We start from the raw sequence: 18,492 nt of genomic DNA, 5'->3' as shown, positions 1-18,492 counted from the left end.
GGGCTCCTGTCAGTTGAGTTTCTTGTTCACGTCAATCAATAGTGCCTCGATTTCCTTGCGCCTTCCGGCGTCGGCCAGCTCACGCCCGGGACGTGGCGCGGCGCTCAGGGCTTTTTGCAACGCGCCCTGGGCTTCAGCGTAGCGCTTCTGACGGTAAAGGTGATCACCCCAGAAGTACAGGCTGTCGATACCGTCGGGGTTAAGTTGCAACGCTTGCTTGAGCAGTTGTTCGGCTTTGTCGGCATCCCCGAAACCGATCGGCCAGCCGGGCACCCGGTCATACAGCGCCGCAAGGCTGGTGTAGGCCGAACCTTGCAGGGCTTTGGGGTCGAGGGTCATGGCTTTTTCCAGGTCGGTCCTGGCGTCTTTGACTTTGCTCAAGGCGCCAAGTCCGCCCTGGGCTCCGGCCCAGCTGCTGGTGACGATGCCCGACCAGATCCAGGCTTCGGCCAGGTTCGGGCGTTCACGGGTGAAGGTTGAGGCTTGCGCCGCCAATTGCTCGAAGGCTGCCTCGCGTTGTTTTTCCGGCGTTTCATATTGAATGTGCGCCCAGCTTTGCTGGATGCCGATCAGGCGTTGCTGGTCAACCGTGTCCAGCGCCCAGGCACTTTGACCCAAGGCGACTAGCAGCACGCCGGCGAGAAGTTTTTTCATGGTTTTTGGTGCTCGTTTTCAGGTTTTTGACTCAGGCGGCGGATCAGCGGCAGTTGCTTGCGCAGCCCCCGGTCCACCAGATTGGGCAACAGGCTGTTGAGGCGCACGAAGAAGCGCTCCGGCCAACCGAGGTAGAGATCGCGACGGTCACCGGCAATGGCGTGGATCACCGCGCTGGCCACGGCTTGCGGATCATCGACGTTGGCTTTGAGTGCATCGTTCAGCGCCTGGGCAGCGGGGCTATTCATCGTGGTACGAGTCGCGCGGGGGGCGACGTAGAGGACGCCGACCCGCGTGTCGGCCAGTTCCCGGCGCAGGGCTTCGGAGAAACCGCGCAGGGCAAACTTGCTGGCGCAATAGCTGGCATAACCGGGATAGCCAATGGAGCCATAGGTCGAACCGACGTTGACCACCATGGCACTGTCGGCCTGCTTGAGCAGCGGCAGCAGCAGTTTGGTCAGGCAGATTGGCGCACTGATATTCACGGCCAGCATCGCGTTGATGTCGCTGTCATCAAGGTGTTCAAGCATGGCGAAGTGGTTGACGCCGGCCGCGTTGATCAACAGGTTGATGCCGTCCAGGCCGGTGGCGGCGGCCAGAATCTTGCGCCGGTCGCTGGGGAGCGTCAGGTCGGCGGCCACCCAGTACAGATTCTGGGGATAGCGCTCAAGCAACGGCAACAGTGATTCCTGATGCCGCGCCACCGCCAACACCCGGGCCCCAGCGGCGCACAGTGCACTGGCGATGGCCTGACCGATACCACCGCTGGCGCCGGTCAATACCACACGGGCGTCACGCAGCTGCATGTTGAACCTCCGAGCCCCGCGGTAAACCACGGAACATGTCGGTATAGAGTTGGTACACCACTTTCGAGGCATGGATCACCGCTGCCTGATCCGCCGGGTCATCGAGTGTGTTCATCAGGCCGCGGTAGGTCTGCATGTGCTCGATGTCCAGCGATCCATGGGAGCTCAAGTAGCTGAAGGCGCTTTCTGGCAGCGCCAGGTGTTCGCGGATGCTGCCCGCCGCGTGGGTGGCCAGGGCGACGCTGGTGCCTTCCAGCACATTGACCATGCCGAACAGCCCCACCGGGTTGCCCCGGGCAATCAGGTCGTACAGAAAGCTGACCATCAGTTCGATTGGCAACGAGGGCTGGCCGTTACGCACGGCATCGCGGTCACCGCCGCAGGCAACGATATCGTCGAGGATCCACTGCTCGTGACCGTATTCTTCGTCGATGTACTCGCACACCGCTTTACGCAGCCATTCGAGGTGGCTTGGCAGGCGTGTGCCGCAGGCCATCATCAGCGGCACGGTGTGGCGCACGTGGTAATAAGCCTGGGCGAGAAACGCCCGGTAACTCTCCAGGCTGACCTTGCCTTCGAGGGCGTCACGGATGATCGGCAAGTTGAACAGCGCGTGGCGTTCTTCTTTGGTGGCTTCTTGCAGGGCGTCGAAAAACATCATGATGCGAATTCCTCGGAATGGTCGGATGCAGTCAGTTGCGTGTGGTACATCGCGACGATGGCGTCGCGTCGCGGGCGGCCATTGGCGGTCAGCAGGCCGTTGGCGGCGGTGAGCGGTTGCGGCAGGCGTGTCCAGAGATGCACCTGGGCATAATCGGGTAAGTTTTCGTTGGCCTCAGCCACGGCGGCGGCCAGTTCTGCGTCGGTGCAGTCCGGTCGATGGGGCCACAACAGCGCGTGATTGCGAGGCAGCGCTTCGCCGTAGACAAACGCCTGGGCGATGTGCCGACGCTGGGTCAGTTCGGCCTCGACCCATTCCGGGTTGACGTTGCGTCCGAAACTGGTGACGAACTGGTGTTTCTTGCGGCCTTTGAGGTAAAGAAAACCTTCGGAGTCAAACTCGCCGAGGTCACCGCTGGGCCACCATTGTTCGGTATAGGGGGTATCCCCGAGGTAGCCGAGCAGGGTCGAACCTTTGATCAGCACTTCGCCGTCGTCGGCCAGTCGTATCTGGATGTGGGGCAGGGGCTGGCCGACGCTGCCCGGGCGCCTGGCGTCGGGCCGATTGAGGCACACCACCGAGGCGCATTCGGACAAACCATAACCTTCGTAGACCGGTAGACCGACGCGTTGGGCGCGGTGCAGCAAGCTCTCCGAGACCCGCGCGCCTCCCACGGCGGCAAAGCGCAATTTTTGTGTGACGAAGGCTTTCTGTTCAGCAGCGCTGACCAGTATCTGCAGTAGCTGTGGCACCAGAATCAGGCTTTCGGGCGCACGGCTGGCCAAACACGCGAGCAGCCGGGGTATGTCGACCCCGCTGGCGCCAAGGATGCCCAGGGCTTTCTGGCTCGGTACGCTCAGCGTGGCGCCGGCATACAGCGCGGCATAGCAACCGAGGTTTTCCAACAGGATCGCCAGCGGCAGCAGAGCCAGGTGATGCTGCGGGTCGGCGGGTTTGCTGGCCTCATTCAGCTCCCGTGCGACTTGCAGCAGGCTTTCGGCACTCAGGCATACCCCTTTGGGGGTTCCGGTGGTGCCTGAGGTAAAGGTCAGTTTGGCGGTGCCGGCGGGCATCCGATTCGGACCGGTGAACGTGCGGCGCCAGAACTCGCCGCTTTTTTCATAGCCGGCGGCGAGCAACTCGGTTTCCAGCTCCGGCTCGGCGATGACCCGTTGCGCCTGGCTTTGCTCCAGGCAGTGGGCACGTTGGGCCGGGCTGAAGAAGGGGGGCAAGGTCACGCAGGCCAGGCCTTCGAACAATGCAGCCAGATCCCAGAGCATCGCTTCGACACCGTTGTCTAGCGCCAACGCGATGACTGACGCCTGTTCATCTCGTAGACGTTGCTGGCGGTACACCACCTCGGCGTACAGCGTGGCGTAATCAAGTTTCAGGTGATCGCCCCACAGGGCGATGCGACGGGTGTGACGCTCGGCATGGCTACGCAGGATTTGCCGGAAACGCGCCAGTTCAGGCGACATGGCTGATGCCCTCAATGGATGACGGTAAACCCAGCCGGGCAAACAGGCCGATGTTGCGCAAATGGATGAAACCAGCGCGGATGTTGCCTACGTGTACCCAGGGTTTACTCTCGTAGTAGCTTCCCCAACTGTGGCGCTCGTCACCCAGCCGCGCCGGGTCGGCGGCGCACAGGGTCACCGGTTTCAGACCGAGTCGGTGGAAGCTGTTGACCAAACCGATGTTGCCGGTGAACGCCACCCATTCCAGGCCGCCCATGGCCAATAAATAAGTGATGGCGACGATGCTCATTCGCGCGCTGCCGGTGTCGCTGGCGGCCAGATTGCCCACCTCGACAATGCCGGCGCGATCCACCGGGTGCTCAGCGGCGGCGCCGATCAAGGGTTCGATCGGCTCGTCCAGGTAGCGCTCCAGGAACAAGGGTTCGTCGCAAGCCATACGCACCCCGGCCACGGCGCACAGCTCGTTGTCGGCATTGCTCAGGCCAAACAGCTGCGGCATGAAATGACGGATGTCGGCCCCGTGGGCCTTGCGAAAGCGTTGTTGGATGAACGCTTCGAACGTCGGCCGCTGCGCGTCACCCGACAAGGCTGTCGAGAGGGTCATCGGCGGCGTGTCAGCTTGGCCGAAGTGCAGGGGCAGGGGGATGTTCCAGTTGACAACGGGCATGGGCAGAACGCCTCCCTCAATAGGTTTGGGAGGAGTATCCGAGCCATTTCTTAACGAAGTCTGAAGGTGAAAAAAGGGTAATTGACCGTCGGCCTTCAGACTGTCTTAAGACTTTATTGGCAGGTTGGCGGCGTCGATTCGCGGTAGCCGAATCGGGGCTGCCAAATGAGTTGGCAGTCGCTCAGACATTCACGAGGCGCACTATGACCCGCGAGATTGCCGTAAACCGTTATGGAAAATTATCAATTACCTTGCACTGGTTGATGCTGACACTGTTCGTCGGCGTGTATGCCTGCATCGAGATCAAAGGCCTGCTGCCCCGTGGCAGCAGTGTACGCAGCCTGTTCCTTGGCTTGCACGGGCTGTTCGGGCTGAGCATTTTTGCGCTGGTTTGGGTCCGCCTGTTGGGGCGCCTGACACCGCGCCCGCCGATCACACCCGTACCACCGACCTGGCAGACCGGCGTTTCGCACCTGATGCACCTGGCGCTGTACGGCCTGATGATCGCGACGCCAGTGCTGGCCTGGCTGATGCTGGCGGCCGGCGGTAAACCGGTGCCGTACTTCGGCTTCTTCCTGCCCGCACCCGTGGCGGTGGACCCAGACCTGGCCAAGCAGCTCAAGTACTGGCACGAACTGCTCGGCAGCAGCGGCTATTGGTTGATCGGCCTGCACGCGGCGGCTGGTTTGTACCATCATTATTGGGTGGGGGACGATACCCTTGCTCGGATGTTGCCGGGGCGAAATCGGTCTTGAATGCAGGTGGCAGTGAGCGTCCGCTAATGGCATAGCGGTAGTTCCCAGACAGTGGGTTAACCATTTAGTTGGGAAGTGGCTGCGCCAGAAACTCGGTGACCAGCGATGTAATCTGTTGATGGATCAATTCACGTGGGCGAGCGCCGTCGCTATCCCCGCAAATGATGCCATCGCCTGGCGAGTTCTCTTCGATCAACGCCGCCGCGCCGGGTTTGCACTGCGCCATAAAACTGAAATGGCTGGCATCGCTGATCTCGACGTAGCGTGTCGACGCTGGGGGCAGCCGTTTGGCCAAGTTTGCGGACTCCATCTGCGCGGGAAGCTCTTCAGACCGCGCGCCTGCCGCGATCACCAGTGTCGGGACCGGGAGCGCCGCAAGGCTCGCATCGGTCAGCCCGCGTGACAGGCCTAGGTCCAATGAAACAATGGCGGTGACGCGTTTGTCGCTCAAGTCAGCGCCCATCCGGGCCTTCGATTCCGGGGTGCCTTCGGGGTTGATCAGTTGGTAAACGGTGCAACTGGCCAACTGCGGGTGGGCGTTGCAGTCCTGGGCAAAACGGTTGGGATCGAAACGTGCACCGGCGATTTCCAGGACGGTCCAGCCGCCAAGTGAATGGCCCACTGCTGTAATTCGACGCTTTGCGACCACGCCAAATTGTTCCGGCTGGGCCATGACCGCGTCGATGGCACGGCTGAGGTCGGCGGGCCGCCGCCATAACTGCGCCGCGGCTTGAGGGCTACGGTCCTGGCTGGTAGTACCGGGGTGGTTGACCGCCGCCACGATGTAACCCTTATGGGCCAGTGCACTGGCCAGCCACGTCTGGTTTCGCCAATTTCCCCCGAAACCGTGGGAGAGCACCACCAATGGATGCTCGCCGGCAGCCGGTGGCGCGTTGCGGACGGCCAGGGCACTGACAAACACCGGGTTGTCGGCGATCAACTGCGGTGTGGAGGTGCTTGCACTGGGATACCAGACCACCATCTCCAACGGGCGGTCATTATGCGGGTCTGGCAGCGTAGAAGCCTGGAAGCCGATAGGGGTATCGTCAGCGAGTGCGCGGGTGATCAGGCAGATTAGAAGCAGTGCGCCGAGAGCTGTTTTCAATGTAGTTATCTTCCTTGATTAGATGGGCTCATCAGCTTAACTCACGGGGGCTCGCCAGGCGGAACGAATGCGTTTGGCTGCTTGCGGTTTGTTGCGATAGGTGGCTATCGGCCCAGAGTGTGTAAAAACGTTTTTCAGCGAGATTGGCGCCCAAATCAGGGTTGAAAGTCGCGCATATACGCAAAATCCAGGTCTGCCAACCAGCCGATAAACTTCAGATTTCACATAGAAGCGCAGACTTCAATTTTGACTAAGCGTTTTTACACACTCTGGACCAGAAGCGAACCTTCAGCTTTCGTCTAAAACATGTGCCAGAGCGCCTAAACCACGCATCCTGACAGTCAGATCGGAAGAATTAAACCTGCCGCCCTCACACGAATGTGGAGCGTCGCCCAACTCAGCGGTTTTTCAGCATCCTGCTAGGGCAAAGTGTTGCGCTTGGCGAAGATGCTTGCCATTTGTGCCGCGTTCTCGGTTCCCCAGGTGCACAGCGGGATGATTGCGTCAGCCAGGCTGCGACCGAGCAGGGTCAGCGTGTAGTCCACGCGCGGGGCACTTCTTTGTAGTCGGTCCGCGTCAGACATCGCTTGCCTATCGCAAGTAACTTGTGTTTTGCAAGTAATGAAACTAGCATCGTTTGCACGTTGAGCGCGACGACAGGACCGTTCGGCGCAGCCCCGGCCGGGGACATGGTCATCCTGGCAGTTCCCCGGGTTGGGGTAGACGGTGGATCAGAGATCAGATCAGCATTGGATCGTCACTCGCACGCCGCGCGCTCGCCGAATACCCAGCCGTAAAGGAGATCCCCATGTACGACACATCCAAGTTATCCGAGTTGCTCCGGTTCGCACGCGTCGATGCAGGCTCCACCGTCATCGACGTTTACCCAGGCGACGGCGACTGGACCCGTCTGCTCTCCGACACCGTGGGACCCGAAGGACGGGTCTACAGCTTTGTGCCGGCCGAAGTCGCCCACTTCAAGAACGATCCGCTCGGCAGCATGCAGACGCTCGCGAAGGAGCCGGGCCGGGAGAATGTCGAAGCCGTCTCCGCTGATCTCGTCGCGATGCCGCAGGCCACGCAACCCGCGGATGTCCTGTGGCTGCACCTGTTCTACCACGATCTCCACACCGCGCTGATGCAGGCCAGGGGCGCCACGGCCGCCGACTTCAATCGAGCCGTCTATGAGCAGCTGAAGCCTGGTGGGTCCTACGTCATCGTCGACCACGCCGCCGCCATCGGGGCGGGCACGAGCGATGCCCAGTCGCTGCATCGGATTGAGCCCGCATCCGTTCGCGAGGAGGTGGAAGCGGCCGGCTTCGTACTGGACGCGGAAAGCACCCTGCTCGCGAACAAGGACGATCCGCACTCGATCAAGGTGTTCGATCCCGCCATCAAGGGCGAGACCGATCGCTTCGCCTATCGGTTCGTGAAGCCCTGACAGGTCACGACGCCGTCTTCATGTCCGTCAGTCAAGTGGGACGAAGGAAGGTAGGTAGTAGCGTTCTGGCCTCCCCGTTGAGCTTTCGAAGGCCGGACGCACAGCTGCGAGGACGCCGAGCAAGACGCTATTCAACCGGTATGGCAGATGGCGCTGGCGACCCACGTCAGCAAAAAGCCGGGCTGGCGATCATCGCTACTTTGGTCCACATGCCGGGAATGCCGTGGAGTTCAGGTCGTGGCTTTGGGCGCATGGCCGGTTCCTCACCAAAGAAGCTCAGCATGCCTATTTCAGCTCGTGATTTCTGTCAGTGCCAGTCGACCGGGTGGCTCGGACAAGACCATTCTGGTCGCGAGGTTTCTGACCTCGTTTTTGCTTGCCGTCTGGTTCATTCCTTAATCTCGGGAAAGATGCACCCGCCATTGCGGACCAGCGCCTTCACTTCCTCGCTCACCTGCACGGGGTTTTGACTTAATCGAGCAACAAACTCCTCGCGGCGCCGCACGTACGATTTCGAATCATGCTTCGCGCTCCAGAGCACAATGCTGATCACAATAGGAATGAGGTCCAGGCCCTTCTCGGTCAAAGTGTAAAAGTCCTTGCGCCTGTCGTCGGGGCTAGGCGCCTTCGAGAGAACGCCTTGCTCCTCAAGAAAGGCAAGTCGAGAAGCAAGAACATTGGTCGCGATTCCCTCTTCCGATTTCAGGAAATCGCCATACGTCTTCTTTCCAACAAAAACGATGTCGCGAATGATCAAGAGCGACCACCGGTCGCCGAAGATCTCCACGCCGTAGTTCACCGCGCAATGGGATCGAAAGTCTTCTTTAAAAGTTGTCTTCATGGCTGGATCTTAGCATCGCTTGCATGTCGCAAGTAAAACCCTGTGGATCACTTGTTTTTTGCAAGTAAAGCGATCAGCATGGGTCGTACATTGAGTGAGTTCGCCGGATCGCACCAGCAGCCTAAGAATGATCAACCCCATACCTGCAAGGAAACTGCGCATGAGCACTATCAGCATTATCGGCTCAGGTGACATGGCCGCAGCGATCGGCGGCCTTACCGCCAAGGCCGGATACACCGTCGAGTTGATGAGTCGCGAAGCCGCCAAGGCGCGGGCGTTGGCCGAGCAGGTCGGAGCCGGCGCGACGACAGGAACGTTCGGCGCTGCGCCGGCTGGGGATATTGTCATCCTGGCGGTTCCCTACTCCGCCGTTCTCGACGTGGTGAAGCAATACGGCGAAGCACTGGCAGGCAAGCTTCTTGTTGACATCACCAACCCCGTCGCCCCCGACTTCACGAGCTTTGTGACCCCTGAGGACAGTTTCGGCGCACAGGAGATCGCCAAAGTCGCCCCTGCCGGCGCAGAAGTCGTCAAGGCGTTCAACACCCACTTCTCCCACGTCCTGGCCGACGGTCCGGTCGAGGGCCACCCGCTGGACGTGTTCATCGCCGGGGACGGCGCGCAGGCGAAGGTACGCGTCTCGGCGTTCATCAAAAGCCTCGGACTGCGCCCGATGGATACTGGGCCGCTGCTTATGGCTCGAACGCTGGAGCACGTCTGCCTGCTGTCGCTGGGCCTCATGACCCACTCGGTCAAAAACACCAATTTCGCGATCGGCGTCAGCCTTCCTGGCTGATCGCACGCGCACCAGCACGTCTCGTATCACACTGCTCAGAAGGGCCAATAACATGCTCGTTTTCGTCACTGGCGGCACCGGTCACGTCGGTTCGTACGTCATCCCCGACCTCATCGCAGCCGGCCACGAGGTCGTCGCTCTGGCAAGGTCAGACGCGTCCGCGGCAGCGGCGTATGCGCTCGGCGCCAAGGTGCGTCGTGGAGATCTTGCCGACCTCGAAGGGCTCAAGGCGGCGGCGGTCGAGTCCGACGGCGTCATCCACCTCGGATACAGGGCCGAACTGCTTCCGTCCGGCGGGATCGCCGCCTTAGTCGAATCGGAACTCGCGACCGTCCTCGCGTTCGGCGAGGCGCTGGCGGGCACGGATAAGCCACTGGTCGTTGCAGGCAGTATCGGCACGCCCATGAACGTGGGCAGAGCGGCGCCTATCGGCGCACCGGTCAGTCTGGGCCGACCGGCGACCGAGGATGATCCCGCTCTACCTAGCGGCCCGATCGATTCAGGCACTCTGTTGGCACGCAATATCGTGGAAATCGCCGTCATGGGCCTCGCCGAGCGAGGTGTTAGAGCGTCGGTCGTGCGGATTCCCACTCTCTTACACAGTGCGACCGGTCGCCTGCAGCTGATCATGCTCGCGAAAACAAAGGGTTTCGCCGGCTATCCGGGTGACGGCAAGAACCGGTGGCCCGCCGTGCATGTCCGCGATCTTGCCTCTCTGTTCCGCCTGGCGCTCGAGAAGGGGGCCGCAGGCAAAACCTGGCACGCAATCGGCGACGAGGGAATCTCGTTCCGCGAGATCGCCGAGGCTATAGCAGCTCGCCTGGGAATACCCGCCGTGAGCATCCCCGCGGACGAACTGATGCTGCCGGGCTACTTTGGGTTCCTGGCGGCAGTGGCCACGCTAGACCTCCCCGCGTCGAACGCCATCACCCGCCGGGCTCTTGGCTGGGACCCCGTTCAGCCCGGTCTGATCGAGGACCTAGACAACGGCCATTACTTTCCGCCGACTGACTTGAGCTGACGGCGGGGCGCTGGATCGCAAATGCGTCCGGCACAGTCCCCTTAGCACCTTTTCCCGCACCCCATCACCCACGAGGAGCACGCATATGCACGTTTTTGTTACCGGCGGCACCGGCCATTCCGGTCCGTACATCATCTCCGATCTTATCGCCGCCGGCCATGAGGTCACTGCCCTGGCTCGGTCCGACACGGCCGCGGCGCAGGCTGCTGCGCTCGGCGCCAAGGTACGTCGCGGCAATCTCGAGGATCTCGACGGGCTCAAGGAGGCGGCCGCAGCCTCGGACGGCGTCATTCACCTCGCGCACCGGCAGGACCTGATTCCAACCGGCGGGATCAACGCCGTTGCGGCCGCGGAGCTTGAGATCATGCTCGCCTATGGCGAAGCACTGGCCGGAAGCGGAAAGCCGTTGGTCGCGTCTGGAAGCGTCGGCTCGCCCGGGTGGGAGGGCCTGGGCCGGCCGGCCACCGAGGAGGATCCGCCCCTTCCCGGCGGCGATCCGTACAAGAATACCCTGCGGGTTCGGAACATCGTGGAAACCACGGTGATCGGTCTCGCCGAAAAGGGCATACGGTCTTCGATCGTGCGGATCCCTGAGATCATGCACAGCTCCACCGATAACGCCGGCTTCCTTGCGCTGTTGATCGGGCTGGCCAAGGAAAAGGGTGTTGTCGGCTACCCCGGAGACGGTGCCAACCGTTGGGGGGCCGTGCACGCCCGTGACCTCGCCACCGTGTTTCGCCTGGCGCTGGAGAAAGGCGCCGCGGGCAGAAGCTGGCATGCAATCGCCGACGTGGCTGTCCCGTACCGCCAGATCGCCGAAGCCATTGCCAGCCGGTTGAATCTGCCGGCCGTGTCTATTCCCGCGGACGTGCTGATGCTGCCTGGCTACTTCGGGTTCCTTGCGAATCTGGTCACGCTGGACACCCCGACATCGAACGCCATCACGCGCCGGGTTCTTGGCTGGGAACCGACCCAGCCCGGACTCTTCGCAGATCTTGATAACGGTCATTACTTCCCGGCCGACTGATGAGGTGACGGCACACCGCCGGGTCGTACTGCGCCCGGCGGGTGGCCAAGCCGCGACGGCGTAACCCGTCCAGAAAAGATGGAAAATACCTGATTTCAGAACGGAGACTGCACATGAGCACTATCAGCATCATCGGTTCGGGAGGCATGGCCACGGCGGTCGCCGGCCGTATCGCCAAGGCCGGATACACCGTCGAGGTGGTCAGCCGCGATCCCGCCAAGGCGCAGGCGCTTGCCGACAAGCTCGCATCCGGAGCGATCACAGGGACTTACGGCGCCACTCCGGCGGGCGACATCGTCATTCTCGCCGTGCCGTACACCAGTGCGGTGGCGGTACTGGCCGACTTTGGGAAAGCGCTCGACGGTAAGGTGATCATCGATATCACCAACCCGGTTGCTCTCGATCTCTCGGGCCTCGTTACCCCCCACGGCAGTTCCGGTGCGCAGGAGATCGCCAAGGGCGCCCCGGCCAGCGCGCATGTCGTCAAGGCGTTCAATACCCTCTTCGGCCAAGTACTTGCCAAGGATGAACGCCTCGACGCGTTCATCGCGGCGGACGATGCTCACGCCAAGGCGCGCGTCTCGACCTTCCTCGAGAGTCTCGGGCTGCGTCCGTTGGATGTCGGCGGCCTGCAGATGGCCCAGACGCTCGAGTGGCTCGGTCTGATGATGATCGGCCTGGCTAAAAACGGCGCCGGCACCTGGGACATCGCCATGAATGTCGATATCGGCTGAATCACCGACACCACGTCCTCACCAGCAGGCCCACAACGTGTCCGATTAGATCGGACACGATCCTAGGCAAAGGAAATGGAGAGATTTCGATGAGCACACAAGAGAATGTCCAGACTGTGAAGAATTTTTTTGCAGCCATGGGCCGCGGCGATAAGCCAGGTCTGCTGGCGTTGTCTGCCGAAGATATCGAGTGGATCATTCCGGGCGAGGACTGGCCTCTGGCCGGCACGCACCGCGGGCACCAGGGCTTGGCGGATTTGCTTCAGAAGGCTTGCGAAATGGAAACTTCATTCCCGCAGCCCCCCGAATTTGTAGCGCAGGGAGACCGGGTTCTGATGGTCGGGTTCGCCACGGGGAAAGTTAAGGCCACGAACAGGACGTTCGAGGACCATTTTGTCTTCGCCATGACTGTTCGGAATGGCAAAGTGACAAACATCCGCGAATATATCGACACGCAAGCACTGGCACGGTCCTCCGAGATGGCGTGAGCTGTTGGCGCTGATTGAAAATTGACCCAGGGCGGATTGCTGATTTTTGTCCCAGCAATTGTGGATAAGCTTAGCAGTAGTGTCCTAGTTGAAGACGCATCGGGCCCCACCGCATGCAGGCATGCGGCAGGGCATTTATGGTGCGCGGTGAGCCGGGCGAGAACATTTAAGATGTGATCGTCGCTCAGACTTCCCGACTCAAGCACCAGCTCTAGGGTATGCAACCAACCAGAATGCGCGACTGGCGCACAGCTTCATGTGGGAGACCTGGATGCGTCGAAACAGGCCACCGATCAGCAGCCCTTCTTCGCTCCAGTCAAATTGAAAGGCTTCACCGAGCGAAAACATCAGCGGTACAAAAGCGCGCAAACGCGCACTAGAATCGCAATGAATCGCCCCTGATTTTCAGTCATTTGAACGGCAGCTATTGGCCGATAGCTCCCCATCACTGCTAATACTGTAGGTAGCCTACAATCGGTTGTGAATGACCAATCCGTGGGGGAAGGGGCGACTTATTCACCCCAAGTCGCTTTCAGAACACGTTGAGTCGCCTGGGTGCAATCGCCAACCCCCCGGAGTGGCAAGCTGTAAAGATGCCCCGGACCAGGTGCGCCAAGACACCCGGCCGGAGAGCAAGGATGGCGATCGGATTAACCACGCTCCGTGACGTGGCCCGGCGCCGCAGCCAAGACTCCGGACGGCTGCCGCTATGCGGCGGTGGCGTTCGAGATGCCGAGGTATGTTTATGCCTGATGAGACGCTTCACCTGCCCTTGATTCACAGCGTGTTGGCGCGCGAAAAAGACCCCCCCGGTGCCTTGCTGCCGATCCTCCACGCCATCCAGGAAGGCTGCGGGTACATCCCCGACGCCGCCGTCCCTCACATCGCCCATGCCCTCAACCTGAGTCAGGCTGAAGTGCGCGGGGTGATCAGCTTTTACCACGATTTTCGTACCACGCCGCCCGCACGCCATACCTTGCGCCTGTGTCGGGCCGAGTCATGCCAGAGCATGGGGGCTGAACGCTTGGCTGCGCAGCTGCGTGAGCAACTGGCGCTGGACGACCACGGCACCAGCGCCGATGGGAGCATCAGCCTGCGGCCGGTCTATTGCTTGGGCGCCTGCGCCTGCTCGCCAGCCCTGGAGCTGGACGGTGAGCTGCATGCGCGGCTCACCCCCGAACGCCTGCGCCAACTGGTGAATGGCTGCATGGAGGATGGCGCATGCTGACGATCTACATTCCCCGCGATTCGGTGGCCCGTGCCGTGGGCGCGGACAAGGTGGCTGTGGCGCTGGCGCGTGAGGCCGAACGTCGGCAACTGCCGCTGGAGCTGCGCCGCACCAGTTCCCGTGGCCTCTATTGGCTGGAGCCGCTGGTGGAGCTTGAAGGCGCCGATGGCCGGCTTGGCTTCGGCCCCATCACGCCGGAAGATGTACCGAGCCTGCTTGACGCCTTGGCAGGTGATTCTGGCAGCCATCCATTGGCCCTGGGGCCGGTGGAAGAAATCCCTTATCTCAAGAGCCAGCAGCGCCTGCTGTTCGCCCGCGCCGGCATCACCCAGCCGCTGTCGCTGGACGACTATCGCGCTCAGGGCGGTTTCCTGGGCCTGGCTCGGGCCCTCCAGATGGAGGGTGCAGAAGTGGTGGCCAGCGTTCTTGATTCTGGCCTGCGGGGCCGGGGTGGCGCGGCGTTCCCGGCGGGCATCAAGTGGCGCACCGTGCGCGATGCCGTGGGTGTACAGAAATACGTGGTTTGTAACGCCGATGAGGGCGACTCCGGCACCTTCGCCGACCGCATGCTGATGGAAGGCGACCCGTTCCTGCTGATCGAAGGCATGATCATCGCCGGCATCGCGGTGGGCGCCACGATGGGCTACATCTATGTGCGCTCGGAATACCCGGACGCCATCAGCACCCTGAACGACGCCCTGCGTATCGCCCGTGAGGCCGGTTATTTGGGCGCGAACGTGGGCGGTAGCGGCCGCGCCTTTGACCTGGAGGTTCGGGTGGGGGCGGGCGCGTACATTTGCGGCGAGGAAACGGCACTGCTCGAATCCCTCGAAGGCAAGCGCGGCACGGTTCGCGCCAAACCGCCGCTGCCGGCGCTGCAAGGTCTGTTCGGATTGCCGACGCTGGTTCACAACGTGGTGACGCTGGCCTCGGTACCGGTGATTTTGGAGAAAGGGGCGCAGTTCTACCGTGACTTCGGCATGGGGCGGTCCCTGGGCACGATGCCGTTCCAACTGGCCGGCAACGTCCGTCACGGCGGCCTGGTGGAGCGCGCCTTCGGCCTGAGCCTGCGCGAACTGGTGGAAGGTTATGGCGGCGGCACCGCCAGCGGCCGGCCGCTGAAGGCCGCACAAGTGGGTGGGCCTCTGGGGGCCTGGGTGCCACCCGCGCAGTTCGATACGCCGCTGGACTACGAAGCGTTCGCGGCCATGGGCGCGATGCTCGGCCACGGTGGCGTGGTGGTTGCCGATGACAGCCTGGACATGGCCCACATGGCCCGTTTCGCCTTGCAGTTCTGCGCCGAGGAATCCTGCGGCAAATGCACGCCGTGCAGGATTGGCTCTACCCGTGGGGTGGAAGTGGTGGACCGCCTGATCGCCAGCACCGATGCCGGCGCCCGCGAGGAACAGGCCCTGCTGCTCAAGGACCTCTGCGAGACCCTGCAATACGGCTCGCTCTGTGCCCTGGGGGGAATGACTTCCTACCCCGTCGCCAGCGCCCTCAAGTATTTCCCCGCCGACTTCGGTCTGGCGACCACGGAGGCCGACCAATGATCAACATCTTTGATCCCAGCAGTGATATCGACTTCGGCACCCCGGCACGGGAAAGCGACGTGCAGGTCAGCCTGACCATCGACGGCCGCGAAATCAGCGTCGCCTCGGGCACCTCGGTGATGCGCGCCGCGGCGTTGCTCGGCACCACCATTCCCAAGCTCTGTGCCACCGACAGCCTGGAGGCGTTCGGCTCCTGCCGCATGTGCCTGGTGGAAATCGACGGCATGCGCGGCTATCCGGCCTCCTGCACCACGCCGGTGACCGAGGGCATGGTGGTGCGTACCCAGACCTCCAAACTCGCCGATTTGCGGCGCAATGTGATGGAGCTGTACATCTCCGACCACCCGCTGGATTGCCTGACCTGCGCGGCCAACGGCAATTGCGAGTTGCAGACGGTGGCGGGGCAGGTGGGCCTGCGTGAAGTGCGTTACGGCTATGAGGGCGCCAACCACCTGGCTGAAGCCAAGGACGTCTCCAACCCCTATTTTGAGTACGACCCGAGCAAGTGCATCGTCTGCAACCGTTGCGTGCGAGCCTGCGAGGAAATCCAGGGCACCTTCGCCCTGACGATCACCGGACGCGGCTTCGATTCCCGGGTGACGGCGGCCGGCGGTGATAATTTCCTCGACTCCGAGTGCGTGTCCTGCGGTGCCTGCGTGCAGGCCTGCCCGACGGCCACCCTGATCGACAAGAGCGTGGTGCAGATCGGCCAGCCGGAGCGCAGCGTCGTCACCACCTGCGCCTACTGCGGGGTGGGTTGCTCCTTGCGCGCCGAGATGAAAGGCGAGCAGCTGGTGCGCATGGTCCCGGACAAAAACGGCCAGGCCAACCACGGCCACTCCTGCGTCAAGGGGCGCTTCGCCTGGGGCTACGCGACCCACCCGGACCGCATCACCAAGCCGATGATCCGCAAGCACATCAGCGACCCGTGGCAAGAAGTCAGCTGGGAAGAAGCGGTGACCTATGCGGCCAGCGAGCTGCGCCGCATCCAGCTGAAGTACGGGCGCGACTCCATCGGCGGCATCACCTCCAGCCGCTGCACCAACGAAGAGACTTACCTGGTGCAGAAGCTGGTGCGCACAGCCTTCGGCAACAACAACGTCGACACTTGTGCCCGCGTCTGCCATTCGCCCACCGGTTACGGCCTCAAGCAGACCCTGGGCGAATCCGCCGGCACCCAGAATTTCGACTCGGTGATGAAAGCCGACGTCATCCTGGTGATGGGCGCCAACCCCACCGATGCTCACCCGGTATTTGGCTCCCAGCTCAAGCGCCGTCTGCGCCAGGGTGCACGGCTGATCGTCATCGATCCACGGCGCATCGACCTGGTGGATTCGCCCCATGCCCGCGCGGAACTGCATTTGCAGCTGCGTCCAGGCACCAACGTGGCGATGCTCAACGCGCTGGCCCATGTGATTGTCACTGAAGGACTGGTCGATCAGCGTTTCGTCGAGGAACGCTGCGAAGCGGCGGACTTCGCCCGTTGGCATGACTTCGTCAGCCTGCCGGAGAACGCCCCCGAGGTCCTGGGCCCGGTTTGCGGCGTGCCCGTCGAGCAGATCCGCGCCGCTGCACGGCTCTACGCCACCGGTGGCAACGCTGCCATCTACTACGGGCTCGGGGTTACCGAGCACAGCCAGGGCAGCACCTCGGTGATGGGCATTGCCAACCTGGCGATGGTCACCGGCAACATCGGCCGCGAGGGTGTCGGGGTGAACCCGCTGCGCGGGCAGAACAATGTCCAGGGCTCCTGCGACATGGGTTCGTTCCCCCACGAGCTGCCGGGTTACCGGCACATTTCCAATGAGGCAGTGCGCGCCCAGTTCGAGCAGGCCTGGAACGTGACCCTGCAACCGGATCCGGGTCTGCGCATTCCCAATATGTTCGAGGCGGCCCTGGACGGTACTTTCAAAGCCCTTTACTGCCAGGGTGAGGACATCGCCCAGAGCGACCCCAATACCCAGCACGTGACCGCCGCGCTGTCGGCCATGGAATGTGTGGTGGTGCAGGACATCTTTCTCAACGAGACGGCCAAGTTTGCCCATGTGTTCCTGCCGGGCAGCTCCTTCCTTGAAAAGGACGGCACCTTCACTAACGCCGAGCGCCGTATCTCGCGGGTACGCAAGGTGATGGAGCCCCTGGCCGGCAAGGCCGATTGGGAGGCCACCATCGCCCTGGCCGACGCCCTGGGCTACAAGATGCACTACAGTCACCCATCGCAAATCATGGATGAGATCGCCTGCCTGACGCCCACCTTCACCCGCGTCAGCTACGCCGAACTGGAGCGCCACGGCAGCCTGCAGTGGCCCTGCAACGATGCCGCACCGGACGGCACGCCGACCATGCACATCGACCAGTTCGTGCGCGGCAAGGGTCGCTTCATGCTCACTGGCTACGTGCCCACCGAGGAGAAGGTCAACAACCGCTACCCGCTGCTGCTGACCACCGGGCGTATCCTCAGCCAGTACAACGTCGGTGCCCAGACCCGGCGCACCGACAACGTCGCCTGGCACGAGGAGGACCGCCTGGAGATCCACCCGACCGACGCCGAGAACCGCGGTATCGCCGAGGGCGACTGGGTTGGCATCGGCAGCCGAGCCGGGCAGACGGTGCTCCGGGCGAAAGTGACCGAACGGGTCGCGCCAGGCGTGGTTTACACCACTTTCCACTTCCCTGAATCGGGCGCCAACGTGATCACCACCGACAACTCAGACTGGGCCACCAACTGCCCGGAATACAAGGTAACGGCGGTAGAGGTCGTGCGGGTCAGCCAGCCCTCGGAATGGCAGAAGCGCTATCAGGCGTTCAGTGATGAGCAGGGGCGCCTGCTGAGGGAACGTCGACATGCCGAGAAAGCCGAGGTGCGTCGATGAGCACCGAAAGCCTGATCAAAATGGCCAACCAGATTGCCCAGTTCTTCGCCAGCGAACCGGACAAAGTGCAGGCGGTGAGTAGCGTGCGCCAGCACCTGAAAAGTTTCTGGACCCCGGCCATGCGTCGCGAGTTGATGGCCTGGCAGACGAAACAGCCCAGCGCCGTCTTGCACCCTCTGGTGCTGGCGGCGCTGACGGAATCGGAAGGAGGGACCTAGCGTTCTCTGGAAGGCACGGGGATTTATCTGTGGGAGAACGCGGACCCTTGTGGCGAGGGGATTTATCCCCGCTCGGCTGTGTAGCAGTCGTAAACCGGCTAGCGCGATTCACCTGTTGCACCGCAGCGTCTGGTTGTGGGGCTGCT

General features: G+C 62.3%; 19 protein-coding genes and 1 pseudogene. 11 read left to right on the top strand and 9 right to left on the bottom strand.

What is annotated here, in order from left to right:
• Nucleotides 1-9: 9 nt before the first annotated feature.
• The 5 genes from ACA047_RS16585 to ACA047_RS16565 are packed head-to-tail and all read right to left on the bottom strand — an operon-like array spanning nt 10 to nt 4,266.
• The gene (locus ACA047_RS16585) at nt 10-654 is read right to left on the bottom strand and encodes a tetratricopeptide repeat protein (RefSeq protein WP_497351061.1); all 645 of its coding nucleotides are present in this window, start codon (nt 652-654) and stop codon (nt 10-12) included.
• Nucleotides 651-1,460 carry an SDR family oxidoreductase gene (locus tag ACA047_RS16580; protein WP_497351059.1) on the bottom strand — a complete coding sequence of 270 codons (810 nt, stop codon included), beginning with the start codon at nt 1,458-1,460 and terminating at the stop codon, nt 651-653. Before ACA047_RS16580 ends, ACA047_RS16585 begins: the two co-directional genes overlap by 4 nt.
• Nucleotides 1,447-2,121, bottom strand: coding sequence for an iron-containing redox enzyme family protein (locus ACA047_RS16575; protein WP_497351057.1), 675 nt, complete (start codon nt 2,119-2,121; stop codon nt 1,447-1,449). The genes ACA047_RS16580 and ACA047_RS16575 overlap by 14 nt, the downstream gene beginning before the upstream one ends.
• Complete coding sequence (locus ACA047_RS16570) at nt 2,118-3,599, bottom strand: AMP-binding protein (RefSeq protein ID WP_497351055.1); 1,482 nt, start codon at nt 3,597-3,599, stop codon at nt 2,118-2,120. Before ACA047_RS16570 ends, ACA047_RS16575 begins: the two co-directional genes overlap by 4 nt.
• Nucleotides 3,589-4,266, bottom strand: coding sequence for a thermostable hemolysin (locus ACA047_RS16565; RefSeq protein ID WP_497351053.1), 678 nt, complete (start codon nt 4,264-4,266; stop codon nt 3,589-3,591). The genes ACA047_RS16570 and ACA047_RS16565 overlap by 11 nt, the downstream gene beginning before the upstream one ends.
• A gap of 203 nt (nt 4,267-4,469) precedes the next feature.
• On the opposite strand from ACA047_RS16565, the gene ACA047_RS16560 reads away from it, so the two are divergent.
• Entirely contained in the window at nt 4,470-5,021 is a 552-nt protein-coding gene (locus tag ACA047_RS16560; RefSeq protein WP_497351051.1) for a cytochrome b, read from the top strand.
• Between the two features lie 64 nt (nt 5,022-5,085).
• Here ACA047_RS16560 and ACA047_RS16555 read toward each other — a convergent pair whose 3' ends face one another.
• Together ACA047_RS16555 and ACA047_RS16550 are read right to left on the bottom strand one after the other, a co-directional pair.
• A complete protein-coding gene (locus tag ACA047_RS16555; protein WP_497351049.1) occupies nt 5,086-6,126 on the bottom strand; it encodes an alpha/beta hydrolase family protein in 1,041 nt (346 codons plus the stop codon).
• A gap of 419 nt (nt 6,127-6,545) precedes the next feature.
• Nucleotides 6,546-6,671 (bottom strand): hypothetical protein, encoded by a 126-nt coding sequence (locus ACA047_RS16550; RefSeq protein WP_497351047.1) that lies wholly within the window; start codon nt 6,669-6,671, stop codon nt 6,546-6,548.
• Nucleotides 6,672-6,934: 263 nt separating this feature from the next.
• On the opposite strand from ACA047_RS16550, the gene ACA047_RS16545 reads away from it, so the two are divergent.
• Nucleotides 6,935-7,567 carry a class I SAM-dependent methyltransferase gene (locus ACA047_RS16545; protein ID WP_497351045.1) on the top strand — a complete coding sequence of 211 codons (633 nt, stop codon included), beginning with the start codon at nt 6,935-6,937 and terminating at the stop codon, nt 7,565-7,567.
• Between the two features lie 388 nt (nt 7,568-7,955).
• Here ACA047_RS16545 and ACA047_RS16540 read toward each other — a convergent pair whose 3' ends face one another.
• Nucleotides 7,956-8,408: a winged helix-turn-helix transcriptional regulator gene (locus ACA047_RS16540; RefSeq protein ID WP_497351043.1), complete on the bottom strand. Its 453-nt coding sequence runs from the start codon at nt 8,406-8,408 to the stop codon at nt 7,956-7,958.
• A 160-nt stretch (nt 8,409-8,568) separates the two neighbouring features.
• Here ACA047_RS16540 and ACA047_RS16535 point away from each other — a divergent pair, with 160 nt between their 5' ends.
• The 5 genes from ACA047_RS16535 to ACA047_RS16515 all read left to right on the top strand — a co-directional run bounded on the left by ACA047_RS16535 (nt 8,569) and on the right by ACA047_RS16515 (nt 12,474).
• Nucleotides 8,569-9,204 (top strand): NADPH-dependent F420 reductase, encoded by a 636-nt coding sequence (locus ACA047_RS16535; RefSeq protein WP_497351041.1) that lies wholly within the window; start codon nt 8,569-8,571, stop codon nt 9,202-9,204.
• A 52-nt stretch (nt 9,205-9,256) separates the two neighbouring features.
• Nucleotides 9,257-10,225, top strand: a complete 969-nt coding sequence (locus tag ACA047_RS16530; RefSeq protein ID WP_497351039.1) for an SDR family oxidoreductase — start codon at nt 9,257-9,259, stop codon at nt 10,223-10,225.
• Nucleotides 10,226-10,310: 85 nt separating this feature from the next.
• A complete protein-coding gene (locus ACA047_RS16525) occupies nt 10,311-11,252 on the top strand; it encodes an SDR family oxidoreductase (RefSeq protein ID WP_497351037.1) in 942 nt (313 codons plus the stop codon).
• Nucleotides 11,253-11,365: 113 nt separating this feature from the next.
• Nucleotides 11,366-11,986, top strand: coding sequence for an NADPH-dependent F420 reductase (locus tag ACA047_RS16520; RefSeq protein ID WP_497351035.1), 621 nt, complete (start codon nt 11,366-11,368; stop codon nt 11,984-11,986).
• A gap of 89 nt (nt 11,987-12,075) precedes the next feature.
• Nucleotides 12,076-12,474, top strand: coding sequence for a nuclear transport factor 2 family protein (locus tag ACA047_RS16515; RefSeq protein ID WP_497351033.1), 399 nt, complete (start codon nt 12,076-12,078; stop codon nt 12,472-12,474).
• Nucleotides 12,475-12,678: 204 nt separating this feature from the next.
• On the opposite strand, the pseudogene ACA047_RS16510 reads toward ACA047_RS16515, so the two are convergent.
• A pseudogene (locus ACA047_RS16510) lies at nt 12,679-12,843 on the bottom strand (IS21 family transposase); the annotation flags it as partial.
• Between the two features lie 376 nt (nt 12,844-13,219).
• Between ACA047_RS16510 and ACA047_RS16505 the strand changes: the two are divergent.
• The 4 genes from ACA047_RS16505 to ACA047_RS16490 are packed head-to-tail and all read left to right on the top strand — an operon-like array spanning nt 13,220 to nt 18,346.
• Nucleotides 13,220-13,702, top strand: coding sequence for a formate dehydrogenase subunit gamma (locus ACA047_RS16505; protein ID WP_497351031.1), 483 nt, complete (start codon nt 13,220-13,222; stop codon nt 13,700-13,702).
• Nucleotides 13,696-15,255, top strand: coding sequence for a formate dehydrogenase beta subunit (locus tag ACA047_RS16500; RefSeq protein ID WP_497351029.1), 1,560 nt, complete (start codon nt 13,696-13,698; stop codon nt 15,253-15,255). Before ACA047_RS16505 ends, ACA047_RS16500 begins: the two co-directional genes overlap by 7 nt.
• Entirely contained in the window at nt 15,252-18,128 is a 2,877-nt protein-coding gene (gene fdhF, locus ACA047_RS16495) for a formate dehydrogenase subunit alpha (RefSeq protein WP_497351028.1), read from the top strand. The genes ACA047_RS16500 and fdhF overlap by 4 nt, the downstream gene beginning before the upstream one ends.
• Nucleotides 18,125-18,346: a formate dehydrogenase subunit delta gene (locus ACA047_RS16490; RefSeq protein ID WP_497351026.1), complete on the top strand. Its 222-nt coding sequence runs from the start codon at nt 18,125-18,127 to the stop codon at nt 18,344-18,346. The genes fdhF and ACA047_RS16490 overlap by 4 nt, the downstream gene beginning before the upstream one ends.
• Nucleotides 18,347-18,492 lie beyond the last annotated feature (146 nt).

The sequence above is a fragment of the Pseudomonas sp. LBUM1664 genome, from assembly GCF_059695895.1.
Note: the sequence above shows the minus strand (reverse complement) of the source record. Positions and strands in the feature narration are given on the sequence as shown.

What these genes read in the sequence shown, in the direction of transcription:
- fdhF (WP_497351028.1), top strand. Translation starts at nt 15,252, where the DNA reads ATGATCAACATCTTTGATCCCAGCAGTGATATCGACTTCGGCACCCCG.
- ACA047_RS16535 (WP_497351041.1), top strand. Translation starts at nt 8,569, where the DNA reads ATGAGCACTATCAGCATTATCGGCTCAGGTGACATGGCCGCAGCGATC.
- ACA047_RS16505 (WP_497351031.1), top strand. Translation starts at nt 13,220, where the DNA reads ATGCCTGATGAGACGCTTCACCTGCCCTTGATTCACAGCGTGTTGGCG.
- ACA047_RS16540 (WP_497351043.1), bottom strand. Translation starts at nt 8,408, where the DNA reads ATGAAGACAACTTTTAAAGAAGACTTTCGATCCCATTGCGCGGTGAAC.
- ACA047_RS16575 (WP_497351057.1), bottom strand. Translation starts at nt 2,121, where the DNA reads ATGATGTTTTTCGACGCCCTGCAAGAAGCCACCAAAGAAGAACGCCAC.
- ACA047_RS16565 (WP_497351053.1), bottom strand. Translation starts at nt 4,266, where the DNA reads ATGCCCGTTGTCAACTGGAACATCCCCCTGCCCCTGCACTTCGGCCAA.
- ACA047_RS16580 (WP_497351059.1), bottom strand. Translation starts at nt 1,460, where the DNA reads ATGCAGCTGCGTGACGCCCGTGTGGTATTGACCGGCGCCAGCGGTGGT.
- ACA047_RS16500 (WP_497351029.1), top strand. Translation starts at nt 13,696, where the DNA reads ATGCTGACGATCTACATTCCCCGCGATTCGGTGGCCCGTGCCGTGGGC.
- ACA047_RS16515 (WP_497351033.1), top strand. Translation starts at nt 12,076, where the DNA reads ATGAGCACACAAGAGAATGTCCAGACTGTGAAGAATTTTTTTGCAGCC.
- ACA047_RS16560 (WP_497351051.1), top strand. Translation starts at nt 4,470, where the DNA reads ATGACCCGCGAGATTGCCGTAAACCGTTATGGAAAATTATCAATTACC.
- ACA047_RS16490 (WP_497351026.1), top strand. Translation starts at nt 18,125, where the DNA reads ATGAGCACCGAAAGCCTGATCAAAATGGCCAACCAGATTGCCCAGTTC.
- ACA047_RS16545 (WP_497351045.1), top strand. Translation starts at nt 6,935, where the DNA reads ATGTACGACACATCCAAGTTATCCGAGTTGCTCCGGTTCGCACGCGTC.
- ACA047_RS16520 (WP_497351035.1), top strand. Translation starts at nt 11,366, where the DNA reads ATGAGCACTATCAGCATCATCGGTTCGGGAGGCATGGCCACGGCGGTC.
- ACA047_RS16525 (WP_497351037.1), top strand. Translation starts at nt 10,311, where the DNA reads ATGCACGTTTTTGTTACCGGCGGCACCGGCCATTCCGGTCCGTACATC.
- ACA047_RS16570 (WP_497351055.1), bottom strand. Translation starts at nt 3,599, where the DNA reads ATGTCGCCTGAACTGGCGCGTTTCCGGCAAATCCTGCGTAGCCATGCC.
- ACA047_RS16530 (WP_497351039.1), top strand. Translation starts at nt 9,257, where the DNA reads ATGCTCGTTTTCGTCACTGGCGGCACCGGTCACGTCGGTTCGTACGTC.
- ACA047_RS16585 (WP_497351061.1), bottom strand. Translation starts at nt 654, where the DNA reads ATGAAAAAACTTCTCGCCGGCGTGCTGCTAGTCGCCTTGGGTCAAAGT.